Origin of the sequence: Mucilaginibacter sp. NFR10, from assembly GCF_900100445.1 — a bacterium.
Classification (GTDB): domain Bacteria; phylum Bacteroidota; class Bacteroidia; order Sphingobacteriales; family Sphingobacteriaceae; genus Mucilaginibacter; species Mucilaginibacter rubeus.
On record NZ_FMTV01000012.1, the window covers coordinates 48,802 to 67,895 of the forward strand.

A 19,094-nucleotide genomic window follows, 5' to 3' on the forward strand; every position below is an offset into this window, starting at 1 on the left:
ACGGCTAATACGTTCTATTGTTTGTTTGCGTAAACATTGCCGCTCGCGGTATGTTAATAAATAATGATCAGGAAATTAAAATCAGGGCAATACAGGATCTACTCCAAAAAGGTTGATCCTGAAACCCACAAGCGTAAAAATCTCGGCACTTTCGATTCAAAAGAAGCCGCAATGAAACACGAAAAAGAGATACAGTATTTTAAGCACCATTAACCTGCAATTGCTTTTCCAGGTAGTGAAACAAGGTGGTAGGCCCGTGTTGGGCGGTTGGTATTTCCGATTGCTGGCTAATGGTAAGTCTCGTCATATTAGCGAAAGATGCCGCCGCTTTTTCGGAAAAGCCGCCCTTTATCAGAAAGTCTTTCCAACCAGCTTCCGGGATAGTCACCACGTTTACCGTTTTGTGCAATAGCTTACCGAATGTTTCAGCCACATCCTGATTAGAATAGGTTTCAGGCCCTTCCAGGAAGAACAGCCCGGTCCGGTCATCCAGCATTAATTTGGCTGCAAATGCACCGATATCTGCCGGCGCGACCATGGGCAGCTTAAAGTCCGCCGGAAACAAAGTGGTCAATTCTCCCTTTTCCCGGACGGCTGGTATTGCCTGGTCAAAATTGCTCATGTAATAAGCGCTGCGGATCACTGCCAGCGGGATGTCCAATTTGGCTAAGCCCTGCTCTAATTCATACAGCGCACCGAGGTCAAAAATATGATCTCCGGGCTGTGCGCCATAGGTAGAAGCGGCGACGATCTTTTTCAGTTCCGACCCTTCAAGCGCGTTTAGGATACTGCCGATCTGTTCCCTTTCCACCGCATCGATATCTTTATCGGGAGCCGCATTCGGGTTCAGCACAAACAGGCGCTCCGCCTGTCCGAACAGTTCTTTTAAACGGGCTGTGTCCCAGATGTCTGCAACCTCATAAGCTGCCCTCTTAACAATCCATTCGGCAGCTTTAGCTGGATCATGGCCAATGATCATGACCTTTTGTTGTTTTTGCAGCAAAGCGGTCGAAAGCGCGGCACCGATATGGCCGGTTCCTCCTAAAATAGCGTGTGTGTATTTCATAACGCTATTAATTTCAATATTCATGCCGTAAAAACTTGCCAGAAGTCCGCAACGATTTTTTGTTTTTCGTCATCCCAACCGTCGGCCATTTCTACATGCATCCGCAAGGAATTGTCAAGGCATCACCGAACGATGCTTTCTGCGAAATTGCTTAAATTGGGCAAGCTGTCAAAAAGCAGCAAAGCCTATGATCAAGTATATAATTTCATTCCTGTTGTTGGCGCCAGTCGCCGTTTGGGCCCAGTACAAACCCGGATTGCTTGTACTGACCAATGCGACCATCATTGATGCAGAACACCGGGTGCCGCTTCCCCGTCAAACAGTGTTTATTTGTGATGATAAGATCAGCCTTACTTTTACGGCCGGGGAGCACACCATTCCGGATTCTGCTATAGTAATCAACCTCGGAGGGAAATCACTCTTGCCGGGCCTGGTCGATAGTCATGTGCATATGGCAACCGATCCGAGCGGTGTAGACAACCGCGCGCACACACTTGATGTGCTGAAGCGTATGCTGTGTAGCGGTGTGACCTGTGTGAGGGATATGGCCGGTGACGGACGTGTACTTGCCGGTTTGGCCCGCGATGCACGGCTCGGAGAGATCACGTCACCTGAAATCTGTTATTCTGCCCTTATGGCCGGTACCGTGTTCTTCAGTGACCCGCGAACAGCGACGTCAACAAGAGGCGGTATTAACGGGAAAATGCCCTATATGCAGGCTATCAGCGACTCCACAAACCTGACACTGGCAATAGCCGAAGCCAAGGGCAGCGGCGCGAGCGGCATCAAGCTCTATGCTAACCTGACCACCGGGCAGGTTAACCGGATAATGACGGAAGCACAGAAACAGCAGATGCCCGTTTGGGGGCATGCCTGGCTGCAGGGCGCAGGGCCGTCCGACCTTGTCCGGGCAGGACTGATCTCCATTTCGCACGTGCCGCTGCTGGTCCGTGAAAAGGCACAAATACCGGAAGCCTGGAAAAAAGCCGGGCATAACGCCGCGTATTGGGATCGGGTGACGCCTGATCTGCACGGGCTTTTTGATCTGATGCGAGCGCATCACACCATTCTGGACGCCACTTTACTTACCTACAAGGTTTGGGCAAGCCAGGATTCGGCTGCTATATGGGACTATGAGATCGGTAAACGGATCGTTGCTCGGGCTTATCGTGCAGGGGTAGCCATTTGCGCCGGCACCGATGACGACCAGGAAAAATTTGTTCCGGAAGAAATGCGCCTGTTCGTGACGGATGCTGGTTTCAGCCCTATAGATGCCATCATAGCCGCCACCCAAAACAGCGCCGCAGCCATCGGGCTACAAGGGCGAAAAGGACTCGTTAAAGCAGGAATGGATGCCGATCTGATCGTATTGGATGCTGATCCTTTGGCATCTATCGATAACATCACAAAAGTAAAATTAGTGATCAAAGGCGGCAGGATCTACAACAGGTAACAACTATAATAGCTTTTTCTTCAATATAACTTAGGCGTGGCCCATCTCTTGCTGAGTGTTTAAATCAGGGGCCTCTGAAGGTTAGATGACAAAGAGGGCCTGTCAGTCTGAGCCTGTCGAAGACTCGTGCGCAGAGGCCCGCCCGCCATACTTCGATGGGCTCAGTATGACACCCATTTTTTTAAGTTGTCATGGGTAACATAAGGAGGCAGGTTCATTTAGCTCTCTCACTCCGCCATGGATTACTAAGCGGCTTTACAAATTAAACGCACTACCTTATTGAGCTTTTGAACCCTGTTCTTTTGCAGCTTCTTTTTTTCTTTTGTCCATAATCAGACTGCCAACGGTGTAAATAAGCATCAGGAACCCAACCAATGCTGTCTCAGCTTTACTTTGCATAACACCGCCCAGCAGGCATATCGTGCCGAGGATGGTGCCATAAATAAGCGCAGGCTTTCTGCGCATGAAAATAACCATAATAAGAAATTTAAAGATTATCAATAATGTACATAGCGATCAATCACTGTACGACAAGGTCGGCTTCGGCATTGATCTCGTTGCCTGCTTTTACTTTATCCCATATGCGCACGTTGACATGATAAACCTGCCCGGATGCCATGGGCTGTGCAATTGTGATATCACCCCGTAATTCGGTTGCTCCTGCCGGCGGATAACCTTTGCCGCCTGCAAAAAGGTCGGCAGACTTGATCACCGGGTTACCTTTCTGATCGGTAACGGCCAGCATCATACCCGGATAAACTTTTCCGTCCTTTAATCCGTAATTGATGATGCCCAGGGCTGCAACGGATACACGCGTGTTTAATGATACCTTGTTGCTGCTCAATGGCGTGCCTGATGCATCAATCAGTAAAACATTCCGCACGCTAAAGCCATTGTAATTGTAGGACAATCCTGTACTGAGGTCTTTTTTGGCGCCCTTGCTAAAATTGCATGCGGTAAGCGCCGTGCAGCAATATATCAGCGTAATGATTGATAATGTTTTCATGGTGTCGGGCTGTTTTTTATTGATAGGCGATATCAGTTATTGTATGATCGACAGCAGAAGCCGGGTTGTTCGTTTCTATTCTGTCGATATATCCCTGGGCATTTTTGTGATAAGTGAGATTGCGGGTGTAGCCCGGACCTTTTACCTGTGTTGGCAAAATTTTACCTGCGTATATCGATGGGAAAGTTACGCCGCTCCCGCCGTTATCGTTAGGTACAAAGTCGCTCGGATAGTCTGCGGTGCCAAAATAATCGAATCCAAAATTGCTGCCTTTTAATGTGTTTACGTTTTCGGCCGAGAATCCTGAATAGGTTACCGTACTATCGTCATTATCGCTGATGATCCTGCTGCTTAACAAATTGTCGTTATCATCCCATGTGTAAATAAATGTCAAATGACGGACCACCCTTCCGTAATATGTACCTGTTTGGACTATTTTGGCCAGGCGGCCTTTCGCGTCATAGCTGAAGATTGAGTTATATCTTTCGTTAGTACTCGGATAACTAAGAACCGTTCCAATACGTCCGCTGTTATCTAAAGTAACATCCGTAATTAATTTATCGGCGTTATAAGGCTGTGATATCTCAAAACCGCCGGCATTATAAGTGATGATGTTATTGGCATTTCCTACGGTGGCTAATCGTTTCTGGTCATCGTAAGTGTTATTATATACGCTCCTTATGTAAGGATAAGTGATCACCATTTGCTTTACCAATGGTGTCACCTCCTGGGCGGGTGGGGTTTTGGCATCTTTTGAGCAAGATATAGCTGCCGTTGCAACAAATATTATTGCAAACAATGGTTTTGAAGTTTTCATGGTGTAAATAATTTTACCTCCGTTAGTTTTAATAATTTTTTCATAGGTAAGTCTTGTTATTGTAACCAGCGCTTTCAACAGGAAGCGCCGTAATGCCCCGGAGGCAAAATTGTTATTACAAAAAAAAGAGACTGTTGGGAAAGTTAGTTTCGCGGTTGTTACAAATCAGTTCGAAATCGTTTCATGAATAGGGCGGGTTTAGCTGTATGTAACAAAAGGTAACGGATTTGTAACATAAACATAAGTAACATCATGAAGTATCACCTTTATTTGTAGTATCCGCTATGGATGTTTGTCCACCTGTATATAATACCTATGAAAAAGATAACAAGCCTGATACTTCTGATATGGCTATGCAGTCCCAGCGTACTGGCCCGGCAGCCTGACACTGCATCGAACAACGCTGCGATACGGCAGATGATCAAGAATTATGAAGATGCATGGAATAGCCATAACCCGGAAAAACTGGCGGCCAACTACACCTCTGATGCTACCTGGGTAAACTGGTTTGGCGCCTACTATAAAGGGCGGGATGATATTTTTAGGCATTATAAGCAGGTTCATAATACTTATTTTAAAAACACCCGGTACTATACCCGGGCTGTTGAAGATATTATCTATCTTAATCAGGACCTTGCGGTTGTACACGTACGAACGGGTCTTGCCGGCGACGAACGATATCCGGGTCAAACGTTTGAGTTTCGCAGGATGATCGTCGTGGTAAAACGGGACGGTGAATGGAAGATATTTGCGGGTCAAAACGCCCAGCTTGAAAAAGGCATTAACTAATATTAAGGCCGCTCTGTTATGAATAAAGCCCTGTAGTATCTGTATATTATAATAAATATAATATATTTTTGATTATAAAATCCCGGCAGTTTTACGCAAACTTAATCTCAACATGCATCCAGCTAAATGTACCTTCGTCTTGTTGCTTTTGGCTTTGTACGGTACGGCCAATGCGCAAGACACGGTAATTCTGCATCATAAAGATTTCGGCGCCTACAATGAAATATCACTGCGTGATAAACACTGGTTCTTTCATCCTGAAATAAATAACGCAAATACACCGCCTGATGTTCGTTCCGGCGGCTGGGGGACTGTACGGTATACGGCGTTTGGCGCAGACAAACTACCCGCCGGGTGGAAAGGTATTGGCTGGTTTAATATTTGGGTAAAAGCAGGTAAGGATGTGGCAGGCCAAAAATTTGGCCTGCGCATTAATCATGATGGCGCGTCAGAAATATTTATTGATGGTGAGCCAATAGGCGGCTATGGCAAAATCGGCCACCCGGTTGAAGCAACGGAAGCCAACCGGGCACCATTGGAGATGATACCCTTTTGGTTAAAGGGCAATGCGCCGCATCTGGTAACTATTCATTACGCCAACCCTTTTGGTGTGTACCGTAATTTTGTAGGCTTTGAGGTGTTACTTACCAATTACGATTTGTATAGCAAGCGTATAATGCGTGCCCGGACGCTATATAATTTTGTGCCAATGTGTGCCGCCGCAGCTTTCATTCTTGGCCTGCTGCACTTTTTGCTTTTTCTGTTTTATCCGAAGCAGAAGCTTAATTTTTATTACGCATTGTTTGTTATGCTAACGGGCATCACCAGCGGGTGTGTATACCTTTTTTATTTAACCGCCCATCCGCAGCTGCAATATATTGCTCATTACATGATCTATAACCTGAAGGTGTTGCTTTTGTGGTGGGGGCTCATTTTGTTGTATAAGTTAGATTATGGCCAGGTACATCGCTGGCGCCAGGTTACCCTGGCGTGCGTATGCTCGGCCTATTTACTTTTTTACTTTTATAAATTTTATATATTAAAGGAAACTGATTTTCCTGATTTTTTTTCATCAGTTTTCCTGGTTTGTAATGTGGATGGCTTTATCTGTGTATATCACCTTATACGTAAAGGCAGGCGTAAGGCCTGGTTGGTTACAACGGGTGTAATGGCAGTTTTCCTGGTTTATATTTTTTGCTGGGATGATACGTTCAGCGTATGGCCTTACGGTTATAATTCAATGCGGGTATTTGTGATGAGTGCGGGCGAACTTGTTTTACCGGTTTGCCTGTCCCTTTATCTCGCGCTCGATTATGCCGGCACAAACCAGCAATTGGCCGCGCAACTGGCCGAGGTTGAAGCATTGTCGGCTTCTGCACTGTTAAAAGAAGCTGAAAGAACCGAAATGGTTGCGGCTGAGGCCCGGAAGTTAGAAGCTATTGTACAGCAACGCACAGCAGAACTAAAAGAAAAGGCAGATAAGCTGCGTGAACTGGACGCTGTTAAATCAAGGTTTTTCGGCAATATTGCGCACGAATTCCGGACGCCGTTAACGCTCATCCTCAATCCGGTTAAGGAACTTGCCGGCAAGACCGCCGATCCATCATTACTGCGGGATTACCGGATGATCCTGAATAATGCTGAGCGCTTGCTGAGGCTCATCAACCAGTTGCTTGATCTGAGTAAACTGGAGCAGGGATTAATGGAATTGTTGTACGAACCGCTCGATTTAAACGCATTGTTATTAGGCCATGTCCAAAGTTTCGAGCCGCTTGCATTGCAAAAGGGCATCACACTGCATTTCCGGTCAAACTACCGCGAACTTTGGGTAATGGCAGACCGGGATAAATTGGATAAGGTCATGCTGAACGTTATCGGGAATGCGGTAAAATTCACGGAGGTCGGCAGGGTGGAGATTTTTCTCTATCACGATGATGGGGTGCCCGGGAATCAATATGTAGTTCGCGTTCGCGATACAGGTAAAGGGATACCCAGACCAAAGCTTCCCTATATTTTCAGTCGTTTTTACCAGGTCAATTCGCCGGGCAGTCAGGCTGCAGAAGGAAGCGGGATCGGTTTGGCACTTTGTAAAGAACTGATTGAGCTAATGGGCGGCAGTATTGCGGCAAATAGCTGGGAGGGGGCATTTACCGAAGTGGTGATCCAGTTGCCTTTAGACGAAGCGGCGGGCGGTCATGAGGGTGTAGTGGAGTTTAAGACTATGAATGCAGCCGCTGAAAGCGAAGAAGCAAAACCTGATAAAACCGAGACCGATATGGACTTGATTTTGCTGGTAGAGGATCACCGGGAACTCCGGGACTTTATTGAACGCCAGCTTGCGGAGCAGTACCGGGTAATTACCGCTTCGGACGGCAAGGCGGGAATCACAATGGGTATAGAACAAATCCCTGCACTCATTATTACCGATGTGATGATGCCCGATACAGATGGTTATGAGTTGTGCGGGATATTGAAAAAAGACGAACGGACAAGCCATATCCCGGTCATCATGCTGACAGCAAAGGCCGACATAGATAGCCGTGTAAAAGGTATTCAAACAGGAGCTGATGCTTATCTTGCCAAACCCTTTGAGAAGCGCGAACTGCTGGCCCTGATCGGGAACCTGATCGGGACGCGCAATGTTTTGAAACAACATATTGCAATGCACAAGAGATGGCTAATAGAGTTGCCCAATATGCCAACGATAGAGCAGGCTTTTTTAAATAAGATAAAAGCCGCAGTTGAAAATAACCTGGATGACAACAGCTATGGAACCGATCAGCTGGCCGGGGATATTGGTATGAGCAGGATTCAGCTGCATCGAAAATTAAAGGCAATAACTGGCCGGGCCCCTGGCGAACTGGTACGCGAAATACGGCTACAACATGCACACGATCTCCTGGCGCGCCGCACAGCCACCATTGCTGAAGTAGCTTACCAGGTCGGTTTCAGCAGTCCGGCAAGTTTTTCAGCAAGTTTTTCACGGCATTTCGGTTTTTCGCCCAAGCAGGTAAATTCATTGCATTAACTCCATTATTAAGGGGGCAGGAACACTGTATGACCAGAAAAAACGAAAGCAGCTACGTTTCACTGTAACTGCTTCATCTTTAAGTAGCGGGGAGCAGGATCGAACTGCCGACCTTAGGGTTATGAACTGGCTAAAATAAAGTCAAAAAAGGTTCATAAATTACTAAAGATGAGTTTCTTTGTGATTTTTAAAAATCATCTCGAGGCCAACTTTGACCTTAAGAGACCCGCTATTGTTTAAACATTGTTTTAATAAAACGGCTAATTTTACTGGTACGGCTGGCCAGCCATTACATCAAAATTTAAGTAATGGCAACAGTAGATCTGTACATCTGGAAACGCCCAAAAAAAGACGGCAAGTTTCCAATTTCCGTGCGAATTACCATCAATCGGAAACCGTCGTACATCATGACGGGACAAAAGTTAGATAAGTTAGAACAATGGGATGAAAAAAAGCAAAGTGTCAAAAGTTCTCATCCAAACGCGGTACGCCTCAATAATTTCTTGTTGAGTGAGCTTGCTAAAGCTAACGACAAAGCTCTTGAGATGGAGACAAAAGGACAAACATCAGCAAAGGCCGTTAAGACCAGCTTAAAATCATTAGAACATAAGGTAATTTATTTTAAAGAATTTGCCGACCAGTTTTTACAGGATCAGAAAGCACTAGGAAACTATGATACTCATAGGTCAGAAATGATTCGGATAAAAAAGCTGTATACATTTGCGGGTACAGATAAGATTACATTTAAAGAGATTACTCCGGAGTTTTTACAGCGATATATTATTTTTTTAAGACAATGTAGGACGCGACGTTATAATGAAATACAAAGGTTAAACCATTAAGTGAGCGTACAATCACAAACTATTTAATAACTATTAGGACAATTTACAACAGGGCGATCACTGCTAAACGTGGAAGTCGTGACGACTATCCATTTGGCTCTAAAGGGAAAATTCCTATCAAATTGACAGGCTCTGCTAAAATAGGTCTTGATGAAGCCGAAATTAGAAAGATCGAAACGCTTGATTTATCGGAGTATTCCGAAATCTACCATCATGCCCGTAACATCTGGTTGTTTGAGTTTTATTTTGCAGGCATGCGAATAACAGATTGTTTATTACTGAAATGGAACGATTTTCAGAACGGTCGTCTTTATTACCGAATGTCAAAAAATGGACAACACGGTTCAGTTAAGTTACCTGATAAGGCCCAGGTTATTTTAGATCGTTATAGGGAATCTCAAAATGCTATCGGAAATAAACATGGACTTGTTTTCCCTTTCTACAAAAATTGGATTCGATCGATGACCGATTGGCACTGCGACGACGTATATCTGATACCGTACGTAGACTTAACAAAGCGATGACAACAATTATGAGTTTAATTGGGAGTACAAAAAACGGATCGCAACATAAAGCGAGGCATTCTTTCGCTCAAAGAGCTGAAGAGAAAGATATTCATCCAAAAGTATTGCAGAAAATGTATAGGCACGAAAGTATATTAACAACAATGATTTACCAATCTAATTTCTCATTCAAGAAAGCAGATGATGCCCTTGATATAGTTCTGGATTTTTAGGAAAAAAGATGCTCAAGAGAAAGAATGAGTCCCTTTTGGCAATCCGCTGATCGAGAAGGCCAATCTTAGAATAAACTTTTTTTACATATTACCCATTTATCAAATCGAAAAAATATAGTTTAGAGTATTTTCGGCTCTCATGCAACTCCTAAACTTATTCGGCCAAAAGTGATGTAAAATATCACTTTTGGCCGAATAAGTTACTTAGCGGCTATCATCCAACTAAGGCCGCTTTGTATAAGCATTAGTTTATTGATTGATGATTTCTACCGCTTTACTGAATCCACCTGTCGCCGTATTTTCATCGTAGATATGCAACGCCATATCCGCTTTTGGCATCCATATGCGGCCAAATTCAACTGCTGTCGCAACTGGCATAGCTGGAAATACATGTAGTATCTGATTGCCGTGCTTAGTCTTTATCTGGTCAAGCAACTTACGTACCTCCTTGCTGAAATCTTCCAAATGGATATTATTTTTAAGAAAGTCATTAAACGGCTGATCAATCGTCAGTGTGTAAATATGGGCATCCTGACCCAAAACCTTATGTACCCGATCTGGAGTAATAGTAGCGCTCAACGACACATTTAAAGCGACATTTGTTCCAGTGCCAGCGGTGTAGCTTACTGTATATGCTACCTGATCCGTGGCGTCCGCAAGGCGCCAGGTTTTTGGTGCTCTGACCGGTTGATGTATTCTCATATGCTGTATGTCGTTTAATAATACCCCCAATTTCATTAACAGTGGAATGGGTGCCAATGCAAATAATGATAAATGGGTTATCTCCTGTTTTTGTAGTCGGCCTTTCAGTTTTTCAACAAAGTGCTTTTCCAGTACGTCCAGCTCAGTTTGCCAGAAAGCGGCATCCTTGTCGCGTTGCGGGCTATTAGTCAAACTGAGGTCTATCACCCGGTCATCTGCCGGGTAGTGCGTAGGTAACAAATGATCGCGTAAACTCTCATACGTTAACACCGGTGTGTTCTGGCCGATATTCGCCTTATAGATGACCATGTGACTATGCATACCGGGTGCCATTGCAGTAAGCCGGGCAATCCGGTTCTCGTGGTTTAGCTTCATGGTAAGCAATTTAGCTTCTGAATGCCCGGCTACATCGATTTTGTCAATAAGTCGGTGATGGGTATCGCATAGCAGCATTAAATTGCTGATGTCATCGCCCAGCAAAGGTGAGCGGGGTCGCATCGCCTCTGGGGCCATTAGCTACATCGGCCACGATATGTGCAATGTAGGCTGCGTTAAAATTCCGTTTGGTAACAATGTCCTGGGCTAAGCTTTTATTACAGCCCTCGTACTGGCAATTGCCGCCAGCTTTTACCCATAATAGGTATTTATTTTTATCTGATATAGAGGAAATACTCATATGATTTCATTTAATCGGGTTGCCCCATTCTTCAATTTTTTAATTTACTGGCTGGAGGGTGGATACCCCCGCCAAGCCAGTCTCCTGAACTGAGCCAAAACTCGTAATAGTAAAGCCATTCGTATATCCAGGGTACAATTGTCTTTGCCAGTGGCATGGATGAATTCCATTCATGACCATCCGGATAATAAAGGCAGAGCCGTTGCTTCTCCGTATCATATACATGCGGGAGCTTCGTTTTTCCTTTGGCAAGCCTTAACGGAGTCATCACATATACTTGAGGTCTTTTACCTACAATGTAATCGAGCCGCACGTCATAGGTAGCACTTAGTGGTGACGGCGTTACCTGAAAATACCATGAAAGGGCATGTTCGTGGCTTGTAACAACCTTACTGCCGGAATATATGCTTTTTAATAAGCCAGCCTGGATAGCAATAGTTAAAATCTTATTCTTCTGCACCATAGAAATTATGAGGTTTAACAGCGATGCTGCCGGCGGCGGTTATTCCTACGGCGATATCGATTTTATTATTGCCCCCTTGTGTCTGCTGCCTGCTACGCTCAGCAATGGCGCTGAAGGTTTTTGTAACCAACTGATTGCCGAAGGACTTCTGCAAAGATTCGGAGATATTGCTCAGCCCTGAACGTCCAAGCGCATCAGTCACATCTCTTTGTACCTGTACCAGCCATTTTTCAAAATTGGCTTGGCGTTCAGGATAGTCTGCCCACTTATCTGCAAAATTCTCTTCATTATTGATGGGGTTGGCAATCCATTTAATATACCTTTCATGTTCCTCCGAATAGCGTTCCTCTATAAGACCCGGCATAGCGGCAACAACATTAGAAAGAGCATCTAAGATGTTTGTCTCTTTTTGATAAGCCTGGGCGGCAAGTGTAGTAATAATGATGGATATTGGCTTATCTGGGTCACCATCGAACATCATATCCCTGTGGCGTTTAAGTATCTGCACCACACGTTGAAGCGGTAGCCGCTCCTGGCTGTATTAGGGCACCGGCTGAATTGATTCGTTAAAGCTTTTGGTAAAACTTAAGGACGCACGGTTGAAGAACCAGCGACCATAACCGAACGGATTTGTTTTTAGCCAGTTCAAATGATTGGTTTCAATTTTATAATCATCTGTTTCTCGGTCTGTAATACGAAGCGCCAGTTCGTTTATTTCTGAGGATTCACTTGCCGAAAACGCTTTTTCTAACAAAATGCGGAAGCCGCTATCCACGATACAAGGCAGAATATCCATGTGATAGTTCGCTTGTTCAGAATATTCCAGCGTCCAGCAACGACGACCTTCCGGGTCTTTAATCATGGTGGCATAGGTAGCATGAGCGCGTAATTGTTCCCCAACCTTTTGTTTCAGGTCATACTGCGTCCACTTTTCTTCCTTGCCAACCAATTGGCAAACCAAATCAATGTCCAGGTCATCGTCTTCATGTATGGGCTGAATCATTGTGCCCAGCATAAATGAACCCTGCGGTAATATTTCAGGGTCGTACTTGCCGATAATCGAATCGTGTTTAGCTAAATGTAGTCCTACAGCCTGATAGCTTTTGACTGCTGCATTGTACTGGGTTTGGGTAATATCTAGGTTGTTGCCCAGTTCTTCCAGTATTTCATTAAATTGTTCTTTTTGTAAATTTGAGAGCATAGTGCTTCCTTTCTGTTAAATGTTAAAATAAACCATTGGCCGGTTAAAGAACCGGAGCGGCGAAAGGAAAGCGATAGGGAATATTTTCTTTTACTTGCTTTATAAGTAACTTTTTCTACATTTGCTCGTAAAATAAATACGGAGGGATCGAAACCTCGTCATTCGTATCGCTAACCCTTTGCGAATGAACTGAAAAATGGAAGGCCACGGAGATCACCACAAATCCAGGCCTTTTATTTTTACAGCTCTTTTGTTTTAAATAGCGAGTCTGTTTCTATTTCATATTATTCCTCCTCTTTTAAGTTAAAAAGTCCCGTTACTAATAGATGCACCTTAGTTGCAGGGTTCGTATTGGCAAAGTCCCGCCTGGCTTCAATTCTTCAATCAGATGCACTAAGGCTCCGTGTTCTATTTTAAATTCTTTTGTAATAAGAACAATACAAATATATAAAAAAAATCTACACTTGTAACGAATTTTTCGTCATAGAAAATAGAATAATTACAAATAAAATACAATTAAATTTTATTTAGAACGTTTCTATCGTTATATTTGTATTAAATTTAGACACTATGCTTATTAGATTTATCGCAGAGAACTTCCTTTCTTTTAATAAAGAAACCGAGTTCAACATGTTAACGGGCGATATCAGACGCTTGCCTGAGCATGTTTATAAATTTTCAAAAATCGACTTACTAAAAAGCGCGGTTATCTACGGTGCAAATGGAGCCGGCAAATCAAATCTGATAATGGCTATGGAGTTGCTTCAAAGCATTATTCTGGAAGAAACTATTGATATTGTTAGATCAGATTCATTTTTTCGTTTAGCAAACAACGAAAGAAAACCTATCAAATTTGAAGTGGAGTTTCTATCCGATGGTGTTGGATATGCTTATGGACTTCAAATGTTTGACAGTGTAATTCTTGAAGAATGGCTTTTTAAACTCCATTTTGGAAAAAAAGCAGATGAAATTATTTTCGAACGAAAATTGAAGAAAAATGGGCAAGGTAGCTTGAAGCTAGGTCCCAAATATTCATTAACGCCCAAAGACAAGCTTCTTGCGGAAGTTTATGAAGAAATACTTGAAGCTGACAAGCCGTTTTTGACACTCATAAAAGAAAAAAAGATAAAAGAAATACGTCAAGCCCGCACCTGGCTTGAGAAAGGCCTGCTTTTTCTTTATCCAGGGATGCAATATGCTGGACTTGTTGAGCATTTCTTAAACGATTCAAAATTCAAGGATTTTACCAACGAAATAATGGCCAGTTTTGAAACTGGCATAAAAGACATCGATGTGCAGACTATTGATATCGATCTGTTTTTTGGGGAGGACAATTCTTCAGAAAAGGAACGCATTCTAAAACGCATCAAAACTGGTGAAATTGCAAGTATTGGTGACAACAGGAGAGCAATCGCCATGATTGAAAATGGGAAAGCTGTAGTAAAAAAACCGGTTTCTTATCATGTTGATTCAAAAGGCAAAAAAGTCAAATTTGAACTATTTGAAGAATCAGATGGCACACTTCGATTGATCGATTTTATCCCAGTATTATTTGTGCTAATTAACTTTCCTGTTACAGTAATTATAGACGAAATTGATCAAAGTATCCATCCATCTCTCTTAAAAGAGTTTATTGGCAAAGTACAAAGTTACCCTAATAAGCTAGGGCAGCTCATTTTTACAACACATGAATCTAATTTGCTTGACTTGGAATTATTTAGACAGGATGAAATTTGGTTCGCGGAAAAAAACAAAGAATGCGAGACACATTTCTATGCACTAAGTGACTTTGATGTTAGAACGGATCTTGATATCAGAAAAGGTTATTTATCAGGTAGGTTTGGAGCTATTCCTTTCCTTGGGAATCTGCGAGATTTGAAATGGCAACAGCATGTCGAGAAATAAGAATAGAGCTTATAAAAAAGGTAAACCTTTCAGGGATTTCCGTAAATTCATTATTGTGGCTGAAGGGGAACGCGAAGATGAGTATTTCAGTTATTTCAAAAAAATATCTTTGCGGGTAGATGTTGAAATTGTGGAACGAGAAGGCGGAAAGTCTGCGGCCAAATACCTCTGGGATAGGCTAATGAGATACGATTATCAATATGGCATCGAAAAAGAAGATTTTGTTTGGTTCGTCTTGGATGTTGATCGGTGGCCAAAAAAGGAAATTCAAGAATTATACGATAATTGTCAACGTGAAGCTAATCTAAATGTGGGTATTAGCAATCCAAGTTTTGAAGTCTGGCTACATTATCATATTTTAAAAACTATACCTGAAGAGTTAAATACAGCTAAACGGCTAAAATCAAATCTACCTAAAATCATAAAAGGTGGGTATAATCGTGATTATTTTGCAAGTCTTATTGAAACCGCAAAGGAAAATGCATCAGTAGCTGATACAGATAAAGACGATTATTTTCCTAAACCAAGCAACACTAAGCTTTATAGTTTGGCAGAAAAATTATTACTGTTTTTAGGAAAAAACTGGAAGTAAATATTCAATACAACAGATATTGTCAAATGCATTAGGCATATTTCTTAGTTAGCAATATGGCTTTTATTATTCAGAACCGGTTAATGGAAGAGTAATAAGCTGTGTTTTAACTTGGTTTTTGGAGTACAACAGAAGGTTAACGAGCAAAATTGGGCTTAATCATGCTGTTTGACTTAGTATTGTTTTAGCAAGAAAAAAGAAAGGCAGTCACATTGTTATGTAACTGCCTCATTATCAGTAGCGGGGAGCAGGATCGAACTGCCGACCTTAGGGTTATGAATCCTACGCTCTAACCATCTGAGCTACCCCGCCGTTTTTATTTTTATGGCTCTTTTTGTGGTTAATAAAAAGAGTGGCTTCGCTATAAAACAAATGGCCGTCCCTAAAAAGGTTTGCAAATATAGTAGAAATTCGTTTTCTTTAGAAAAAATGTTTCACATTTACTTTTGTTCCTGTTTTTTTAAGTGTAAACCGAATGTCCGAAAAGAAAAAATTTACCATTGAGTACGAGATTAAGTCATCTCCGCGTATCCTGTTCAGCTTCTTAAGCGAGCCTAATGGCTTGTCTCAATGGTTTGCCGATGAGGTTAATATTCGTGACCATGTTTATACTTTTACATGGGATGACGAATCGCAAAAAGCCAAACTTTGTTCAGTTAAGGAAAACAGATCCGTACGTTTTAAATGGCTCGATGATGATGCCCAGTATTATTTTGAAATGGAAATAATGCAGGATGAGCTTACCAATGATGTAGCCCTGGCCATTACTGATTTTGCCACCGAAGATGCCATTACAGAACGAAAGCAGATCTGGGATAACTCTATCGATTACCTCATAAGTGTATTGGGCGCCTGATAAAACTTTATTTTAGCTAATTTTGTACGCTGAACTGGTTTTGCACGTTAATTGGTTTTAACTGTGCGGCTAACTGGTTTTGCCCCTGTTAATTGCAAATAGCACTAATGAAGAAGATCCACCTTTTACTCCTTAAATCGTTTATAAGGCCTTTTTTGGTTACGCTTTTCATCGTGATGTTTGTGTTGCTGATGTTGTTTTTGTTTAAATACATTGACGACCTTATTGGAAAGGGCTTTGCCTGGTATACCATCCTGGAGCTCATGATGTATAATTCGGCCACCAATGTTCAAATGGCCCTCCCGTTATCCATCCTGCTCTCTACCATCATGACCTATGGCTCCCTTGGCGAGAATTACGAGCTCGTTGCCATCAAAGCTGCCGGTATTTCATTAAGACGTGCTATGTACCCGATGATAGTCATAGTTACCATACTTAGTATTGCCGCGTTCTTTTTTTCTGATTATATGCTGCCGGTGGCCAACCTTAAATATTATTCGCTGTTGTATGATGCCCGGAAACAAAAATCGGCCGATTTGCTGCCCGAGGGGGTGTTCAGTACCAGTTTTCCCGGCTACACAATCCGTGTAAAGCGTAAGGACCCGGACGGACAGCGGTTGTATGATATCATGATCTATAAAAAAAGTGAGAAAGGTGATAATAACAATTCGGTGATCCTGGCCCGCGAGGGCACCATGTTCCGCACCATGGGCGATAAATACCTGGTATTACGTTTAAAGGATGGGGTGACATATGAAGAAACCGCTTCCGAAAATGCCACATATAATACGAGGCAGCGCCTGCTGCGGGAGCGTTTTAAGGAAACCGAAACCAAGTTTGATCTGTCGGCATTTAAGCTTACCCGTACCAGTGAAAGCGAGTTTAAGTCCGCATCTCAAATGATGAACATTAAACAGCTGAGGCATTATCTCGATTCGTCGCAACGTTCAGTGGATAGCAATGTGATGGTGAATTATAAACTGGTTACCCCATACATTAAATACTATTCAATACCTGCGCAATCAAAGGTTATTAAAAAATATAAAGAGTTTGATCCTAAAAAAGATGTTTTTCAGGGCCTTACCTTATCCGAACAGCAAATGAGCCTCAACAGTGCGGCTTCCGAAATAAGGTCGATAAAGGATGTGATCAAAAACCGAAGCGACAGGTATAAAGGCGATTCGGAAGGTATCCGCAGGTATTTTGTAGAGTATCAAAAAAAATATAACCTTTCGGTAGCTTGTTTGGTATTGTTTTTAATCGGTGCGCCGCTGGGCTCCATTATCCGCAAAGGTGGTTTGGGCTTGCCGGTAGTAGTTTCGGTGGTATTTTTCCTCATCTACTATATCATTACCACCATTGGCGAAAAATCGGTTAAGGGCGGCGATATTAACAAATACCTGGGCATGTGGATTTCTATTATCACGCTGCTGCCTATCGGTTTGTTCCTTTCTTATAAAGCGGCTACAGACTCCGCCCTGTTTGATATGGAGATTTATAAACGTTTTGTAAACCGCATGGCAGCAAAGTTTAAGCCCAAGGCAACCCGCCACGGTCATTAACGGTATATTTAATAAACGCCATATTATAAAAGCATTATCATTTTACACAAGGCCGACCCAAGTCATGGTAATATGCGTTAAATTTGATTTAGATTAAACAAGCGTTTAGGCGCTACCCAACAAGTAAGTATAGAATGTTAAACACCATACAGGAAGCGATTGAAGAAATCAAAGCAGGTAAAACAATTATCGTAGTTGATGACGAAGATCGTGAAAACGAGGGCGACTTTTTAACGGCCGCCCGCAATGCCACCCCCGAAACAATTAATTTTATGGTACGCCATGGCCGCGGCCTGGTTTGCGCCCCAATTACAGCGCAAAGGGCGCGCGAGCTTGACCTAATGCCTATGGTAAGCCATAACACCACATCGCACGAAACTAACTTTACGGTTTCTGTCGATTTGCTTGGTCATGGCTGTACTACAGGTATTTCTGCAAGCGACAGGTCAAAAACCACACTTGCGCTTATCGACCCGGCTACTAAACCCGAAGACCTTGGTCGCCCGGGGCATATTTTCCCGCTGATAGCCAAGGATGGCGGTGTACTGCGCCGTACAGGGCATACCGAGGCTGCGATTGACCTGGCCGTTTTAGCCGGTATGGAACCTGCCGGCGTTATTTGCGAAATTATGAAGGAAGACGGCGAAATGGCCCGCCTGCCCGATCTGCTGGAGATAGCCAAAGAATTTAATCTTAAAATAGTATCTATCAAAGATCTCATTGCTTATCGCCTGGAGCATGAGTCGATGGTAAGACGTGAAGTGGCTGTTAAAATGCCTACCGAATGGGGGGATTTTGACATGATAGCTTATACCCAGGTTGATACCGGCGAAAATCACCTCGCTCTGGTAAAAGGAACCTGGGAGCCCGGTGAGCCTATTTTGGTCCGCGTGCATAGCTCATGTATGACCGGCGATATTTTTGGCTCATGCCGTTGCGATTGCGGTCCGCAGTTGCATAAAGCAATGGAGATGATCAGCAAGGAAGGTAAGGGCGCTATTGTTTACATGAACCAGGAAGGCCGGGGTATTGGCCTGATCAATAAATTAAGGGCCTATCATTTGCAGGAAAACGGTTATGATACTGTTGACGCTAACCTGAAGCTCGGCTTTAAGATGGATCAGCGCGATTATGGTATCGGTGCACAGATCCTGCGCAGCCTCGGTATCACCAAAATGCGTTTGATGAGCAATAACCCTAAGAAACGGGCAGGCCTTATCGGCTACGGTTTGGAAGTTGTTGAGAATGTGCCTATCGAAATAGCGTCAAACCCTCATAACGAAGCTTACCTGCGCACCAAACGCGACAAGATGGACCATGCCATTATGCGTGATCATTGATCGTTAATAAGCTAAAAGCGAAAGGCTGAAAGCCTAAAGCGAAATAAATAATTTATAGTA

General features: G+C 43.2%; 20 protein-coding genes and 1 tRNA gene. 11 read left to right on the top strand and 10 right to left on the bottom strand.

The window, feature by feature from the left end; translation table 11 throughout:
* Nucleotides 1-63: 63 nt before the first annotated feature.
* Nucleotides 64-213: a hypothetical protein gene (locus BLP33_RS27590; RefSeq protein ID WP_090534531.1), complete on the top strand. Its 150-nt coding sequence runs from the start codon at nucleotides 64-66 to the stop codon at nucleotides 211-213.
* Here the strand turns inward: BLP33_RS27590 and BLP33_RS25520 are convergent.
* Nucleotides 200-1,066: an NmrA family NAD(P)-binding protein gene (locus BLP33_RS25520; RefSeq protein WP_175490117.1), complete on the bottom strand. Its 867-nt coding sequence runs from the start codon at nucleotides 1,064-1,066 to the stop codon at nucleotides 200-202. The genes BLP33_RS27590 and BLP33_RS25520 overlap by 14 nt on opposite strands.
* A gap of 187 nt (nucleotides 1,067-1,253) precedes the next feature.
* Between BLP33_RS25520 and BLP33_RS25525 the strand changes: the two genes are divergently transcribed.
* Nucleotides 1,254-2,519 (top strand): amidohydrolase family protein, encoded by a 1,266-nt coding sequence (locus BLP33_RS25525; protein ID WP_090534535.1) that lies wholly within the window; start codon nucleotides 1,254-1,256, stop codon nucleotides 2,517-2,519.
* Nucleotides 2,520-2,795: 276 nt separating this feature from the next.
* Here BLP33_RS25525 and BLP33_RS25530 read toward each other — a convergent pair whose 3' ends face one another.
* Genes BLP33_RS25530 through BLP33_RS25540 form a run of 3 tightly spaced genes read right to left on the bottom strand, consistent with a single transcriptional unit; the run spans nucleotide 2,796 to nucleotide 4,342 of the window.
* Complete coding sequence (locus BLP33_RS25530) at nucleotides 2,796-2,996, bottom strand: hypothetical protein (RefSeq protein ID WP_090534537.1); 201 nt, start codon at nucleotides 2,994-2,996, stop codon at nucleotides 2,796-2,798.
* 43 nt (nucleotides 2,997-3,039) lie between these two features.
* Nucleotides 3,040-3,525, bottom strand: a complete 486-nt coding sequence (locus BLP33_RS25535; RefSeq protein ID WP_090534539.1) for a hypothetical protein — start codon at nucleotides 3,523-3,525, stop codon at nucleotides 3,040-3,042.
* Between the two features lie 16 nt (nucleotides 3,526-3,541).
* Nucleotides 3,542-4,342 (bottom strand): hypothetical protein, encoded by an 801-nt coding sequence (locus BLP33_RS25540; protein ID WP_139160076.1) that lies wholly within the window; start codon nucleotides 4,340-4,342, stop codon nucleotides 3,542-3,544.
* Nucleotides 4,343-4,657: 315 nt separating this feature from the next.
* On the opposite strand from BLP33_RS25540, the gene BLP33_RS25545 reads away from it, so the two are divergent.
* The 4 genes from BLP33_RS25545 (at nucleotide 4,658) to BLP33_RS27915 (ending at nucleotide 9,737) form a co-directional block, all read left to right on the top strand.
* Nucleotides 4,658-5,131: an SgcJ/EcaC family oxidoreductase gene (locus BLP33_RS25545; protein WP_175490118.1), complete on the top strand. Its 474-nt coding sequence runs from the start codon at nucleotides 4,658-4,660 to the stop codon at nucleotides 5,129-5,131.
* 112 nt (nucleotides 5,132-5,243) lie between these two features.
* On the top strand, nucleotides 5,244-8,159 hold the full coding sequence (locus tag BLP33_RS25550) for a hybrid sensor histidine kinase/response regulator transcription factor (protein WP_090534546.1): 2,916 nt from the start codon (nucleotides 5,244-5,246) through the stop codon (nucleotides 8,157-8,159).
* 308 nt (nucleotides 8,160-8,467) lie between these two features.
* Entirely contained in the window at nucleotides 8,468-9,001 is a 534-nt protein-coding gene (locus BLP33_RS25555) for a phage integrase SAM-like domain-containing protein (protein WP_090534548.1), read from the top strand.
* 469 nt (nucleotides 9,002-9,470) lie between these two features.
* Nucleotides 9,471-9,737, top strand: a complete 267-nt coding sequence (locus BLP33_RS27915; RefSeq protein WP_371328334.1) for a tyrosine-type recombinase/integrase — start codon at nucleotides 9,471-9,473, stop codon at nucleotides 9,735-9,737.
* Nucleotides 9,738-9,986: 249 nt separating this feature from the next.
* On the opposite strand, the gene BLP33_RS25570 is transcribed toward BLP33_RS27915, so the two are convergent.
* The 5 genes from BLP33_RS25570 to BLP33_RS27680 all read right to left on the bottom strand — a co-directional run bounded on the left by BLP33_RS25570 (nucleotide 9,987) and on the right by BLP33_RS27680 (nucleotide 12,779).
* Nucleotides 9,987-10,814 (bottom strand): SAVED domain-containing protein, encoded by an 828-nt coding sequence (locus tag BLP33_RS25570; RefSeq protein ID WP_175490119.1) that lies wholly within the window; start codon nucleotides 10,812-10,814, stop codon nucleotides 9,987-9,989.
* Nucleotides 10,815-10,905: 91 nt separating this feature from the next.
* The gene (locus BLP33_RS27600; protein ID WP_090534555.1) at nucleotides 10,906-11,115 is read right to left on the bottom strand and encodes a hypothetical protein; all 210 of its coding nucleotides are present in this window, start codon (nucleotides 11,113-11,115) and stop codon (nucleotides 10,906-10,908) included.
* A 31-nt stretch (nucleotides 11,116-11,146) separates the two neighbouring features.
* Nucleotides 11,147-11,578 carry a type II CBASS E2 protein gene (locus BLP33_RS25580; RefSeq protein ID WP_217633229.1) on the bottom strand — a complete coding sequence of 144 codons (432 nt, stop codon included), beginning with the start codon at nucleotides 11,576-11,578 and terminating at the stop codon, nucleotides 11,147-11,149.
* Nucleotides 11,562-12,059 (bottom strand): hypothetical protein, encoded by a 498-nt coding sequence (locus BLP33_RS27675; protein ID WP_217633230.1) that lies wholly within the window; start codon nucleotides 12,057-12,059, stop codon nucleotides 11,562-11,564. The genes BLP33_RS25580 and BLP33_RS27675 overlap by 17 nt, the downstream gene beginning before the upstream one ends.
* 60 nt (nucleotides 12,060-12,119) lie before the next feature.
* Complete coding sequence (locus BLP33_RS27680) at nucleotides 12,120-12,779, bottom strand: nucleotidyltransferase domain-containing protein (protein WP_217633231.1); 660 nt, start codon at nucleotides 12,777-12,779, stop codon at nucleotides 12,120-12,122.
* A gap of 570 nt (nucleotides 12,780-13,349) precedes the next feature.
* Between BLP33_RS27680 and BLP33_RS25590 the strand changes: the two genes are divergently transcribed.
* Nucleotides 13,350-14,684 carry an AAA family ATPase gene (locus BLP33_RS25590; protein WP_090534557.1) on the top strand — a complete coding sequence of 445 codons (1,335 nt, stop codon included), beginning with the start codon at nucleotides 13,350-13,352 and terminating at the stop codon, nucleotides 14,682-14,684.
* On the top strand, nucleotides 14,671-15,276 hold the full coding sequence (locus tag BLP33_RS25595) for an RloB family protein (RefSeq protein WP_090534559.1): 606 nt from the start codon (nucleotides 14,671-14,673) through the stop codon (nucleotides 15,274-15,276). The genes BLP33_RS25590 and BLP33_RS25595 overlap by 14 nt, the downstream gene beginning before the upstream one ends.
* A gap of 238 nt (nucleotides 15,277-15,514) precedes the next feature.
* On the opposite strand, the gene BLP33_RS25600 is transcribed toward BLP33_RS25595, so the two are convergent.
* A tRNA-Met gene (locus BLP33_RS25600) sits at nucleotides 15,515-15,588 on the bottom strand.
* Nucleotides 15,589-15,751: 163 nt separating this feature from the next.
* On the opposite strand from BLP33_RS25600, the gene BLP33_RS25605 reads away from it, so the two are divergent.
* The 3 genes from BLP33_RS25605 (at nucleotide 15,752) to BLP33_RS25615 (ending at nucleotide 19,034) form a co-directional block, all read left to right on the top strand.
* Nucleotides 15,752-16,132 (top strand): START-like domain-containing protein, encoded by a 381-nt coding sequence (locus tag BLP33_RS25605; protein ID WP_090534561.1) that lies wholly within the window; start codon nucleotides 15,752-15,754, stop codon nucleotides 16,130-16,132.
* 107 nt (nucleotides 16,133-16,239) lie between these two features.
* A complete protein-coding gene (locus tag BLP33_RS25610) occupies nucleotides 16,240-17,694 on the top strand; it encodes an LptF/LptG family permease (RefSeq protein WP_090534563.1) in 1,455 nt (484 codons plus the stop codon).
* A 134-nt stretch (nucleotides 17,695-17,828) separates the two neighbouring features.
* On the top strand, nucleotides 17,829-19,034 hold the full coding sequence (locus tag BLP33_RS25615; RefSeq protein ID WP_090534565.1) for a bifunctional 3,4-dihydroxy-2-butanone-4-phosphate synthase/GTP cyclohydrolase II: 1,206 nt from the start codon (nucleotides 17,829-17,831) through the stop codon (nucleotides 19,032-19,034).
* Nucleotides 19,035-19,094: the final 60 nt, after the last annotated feature.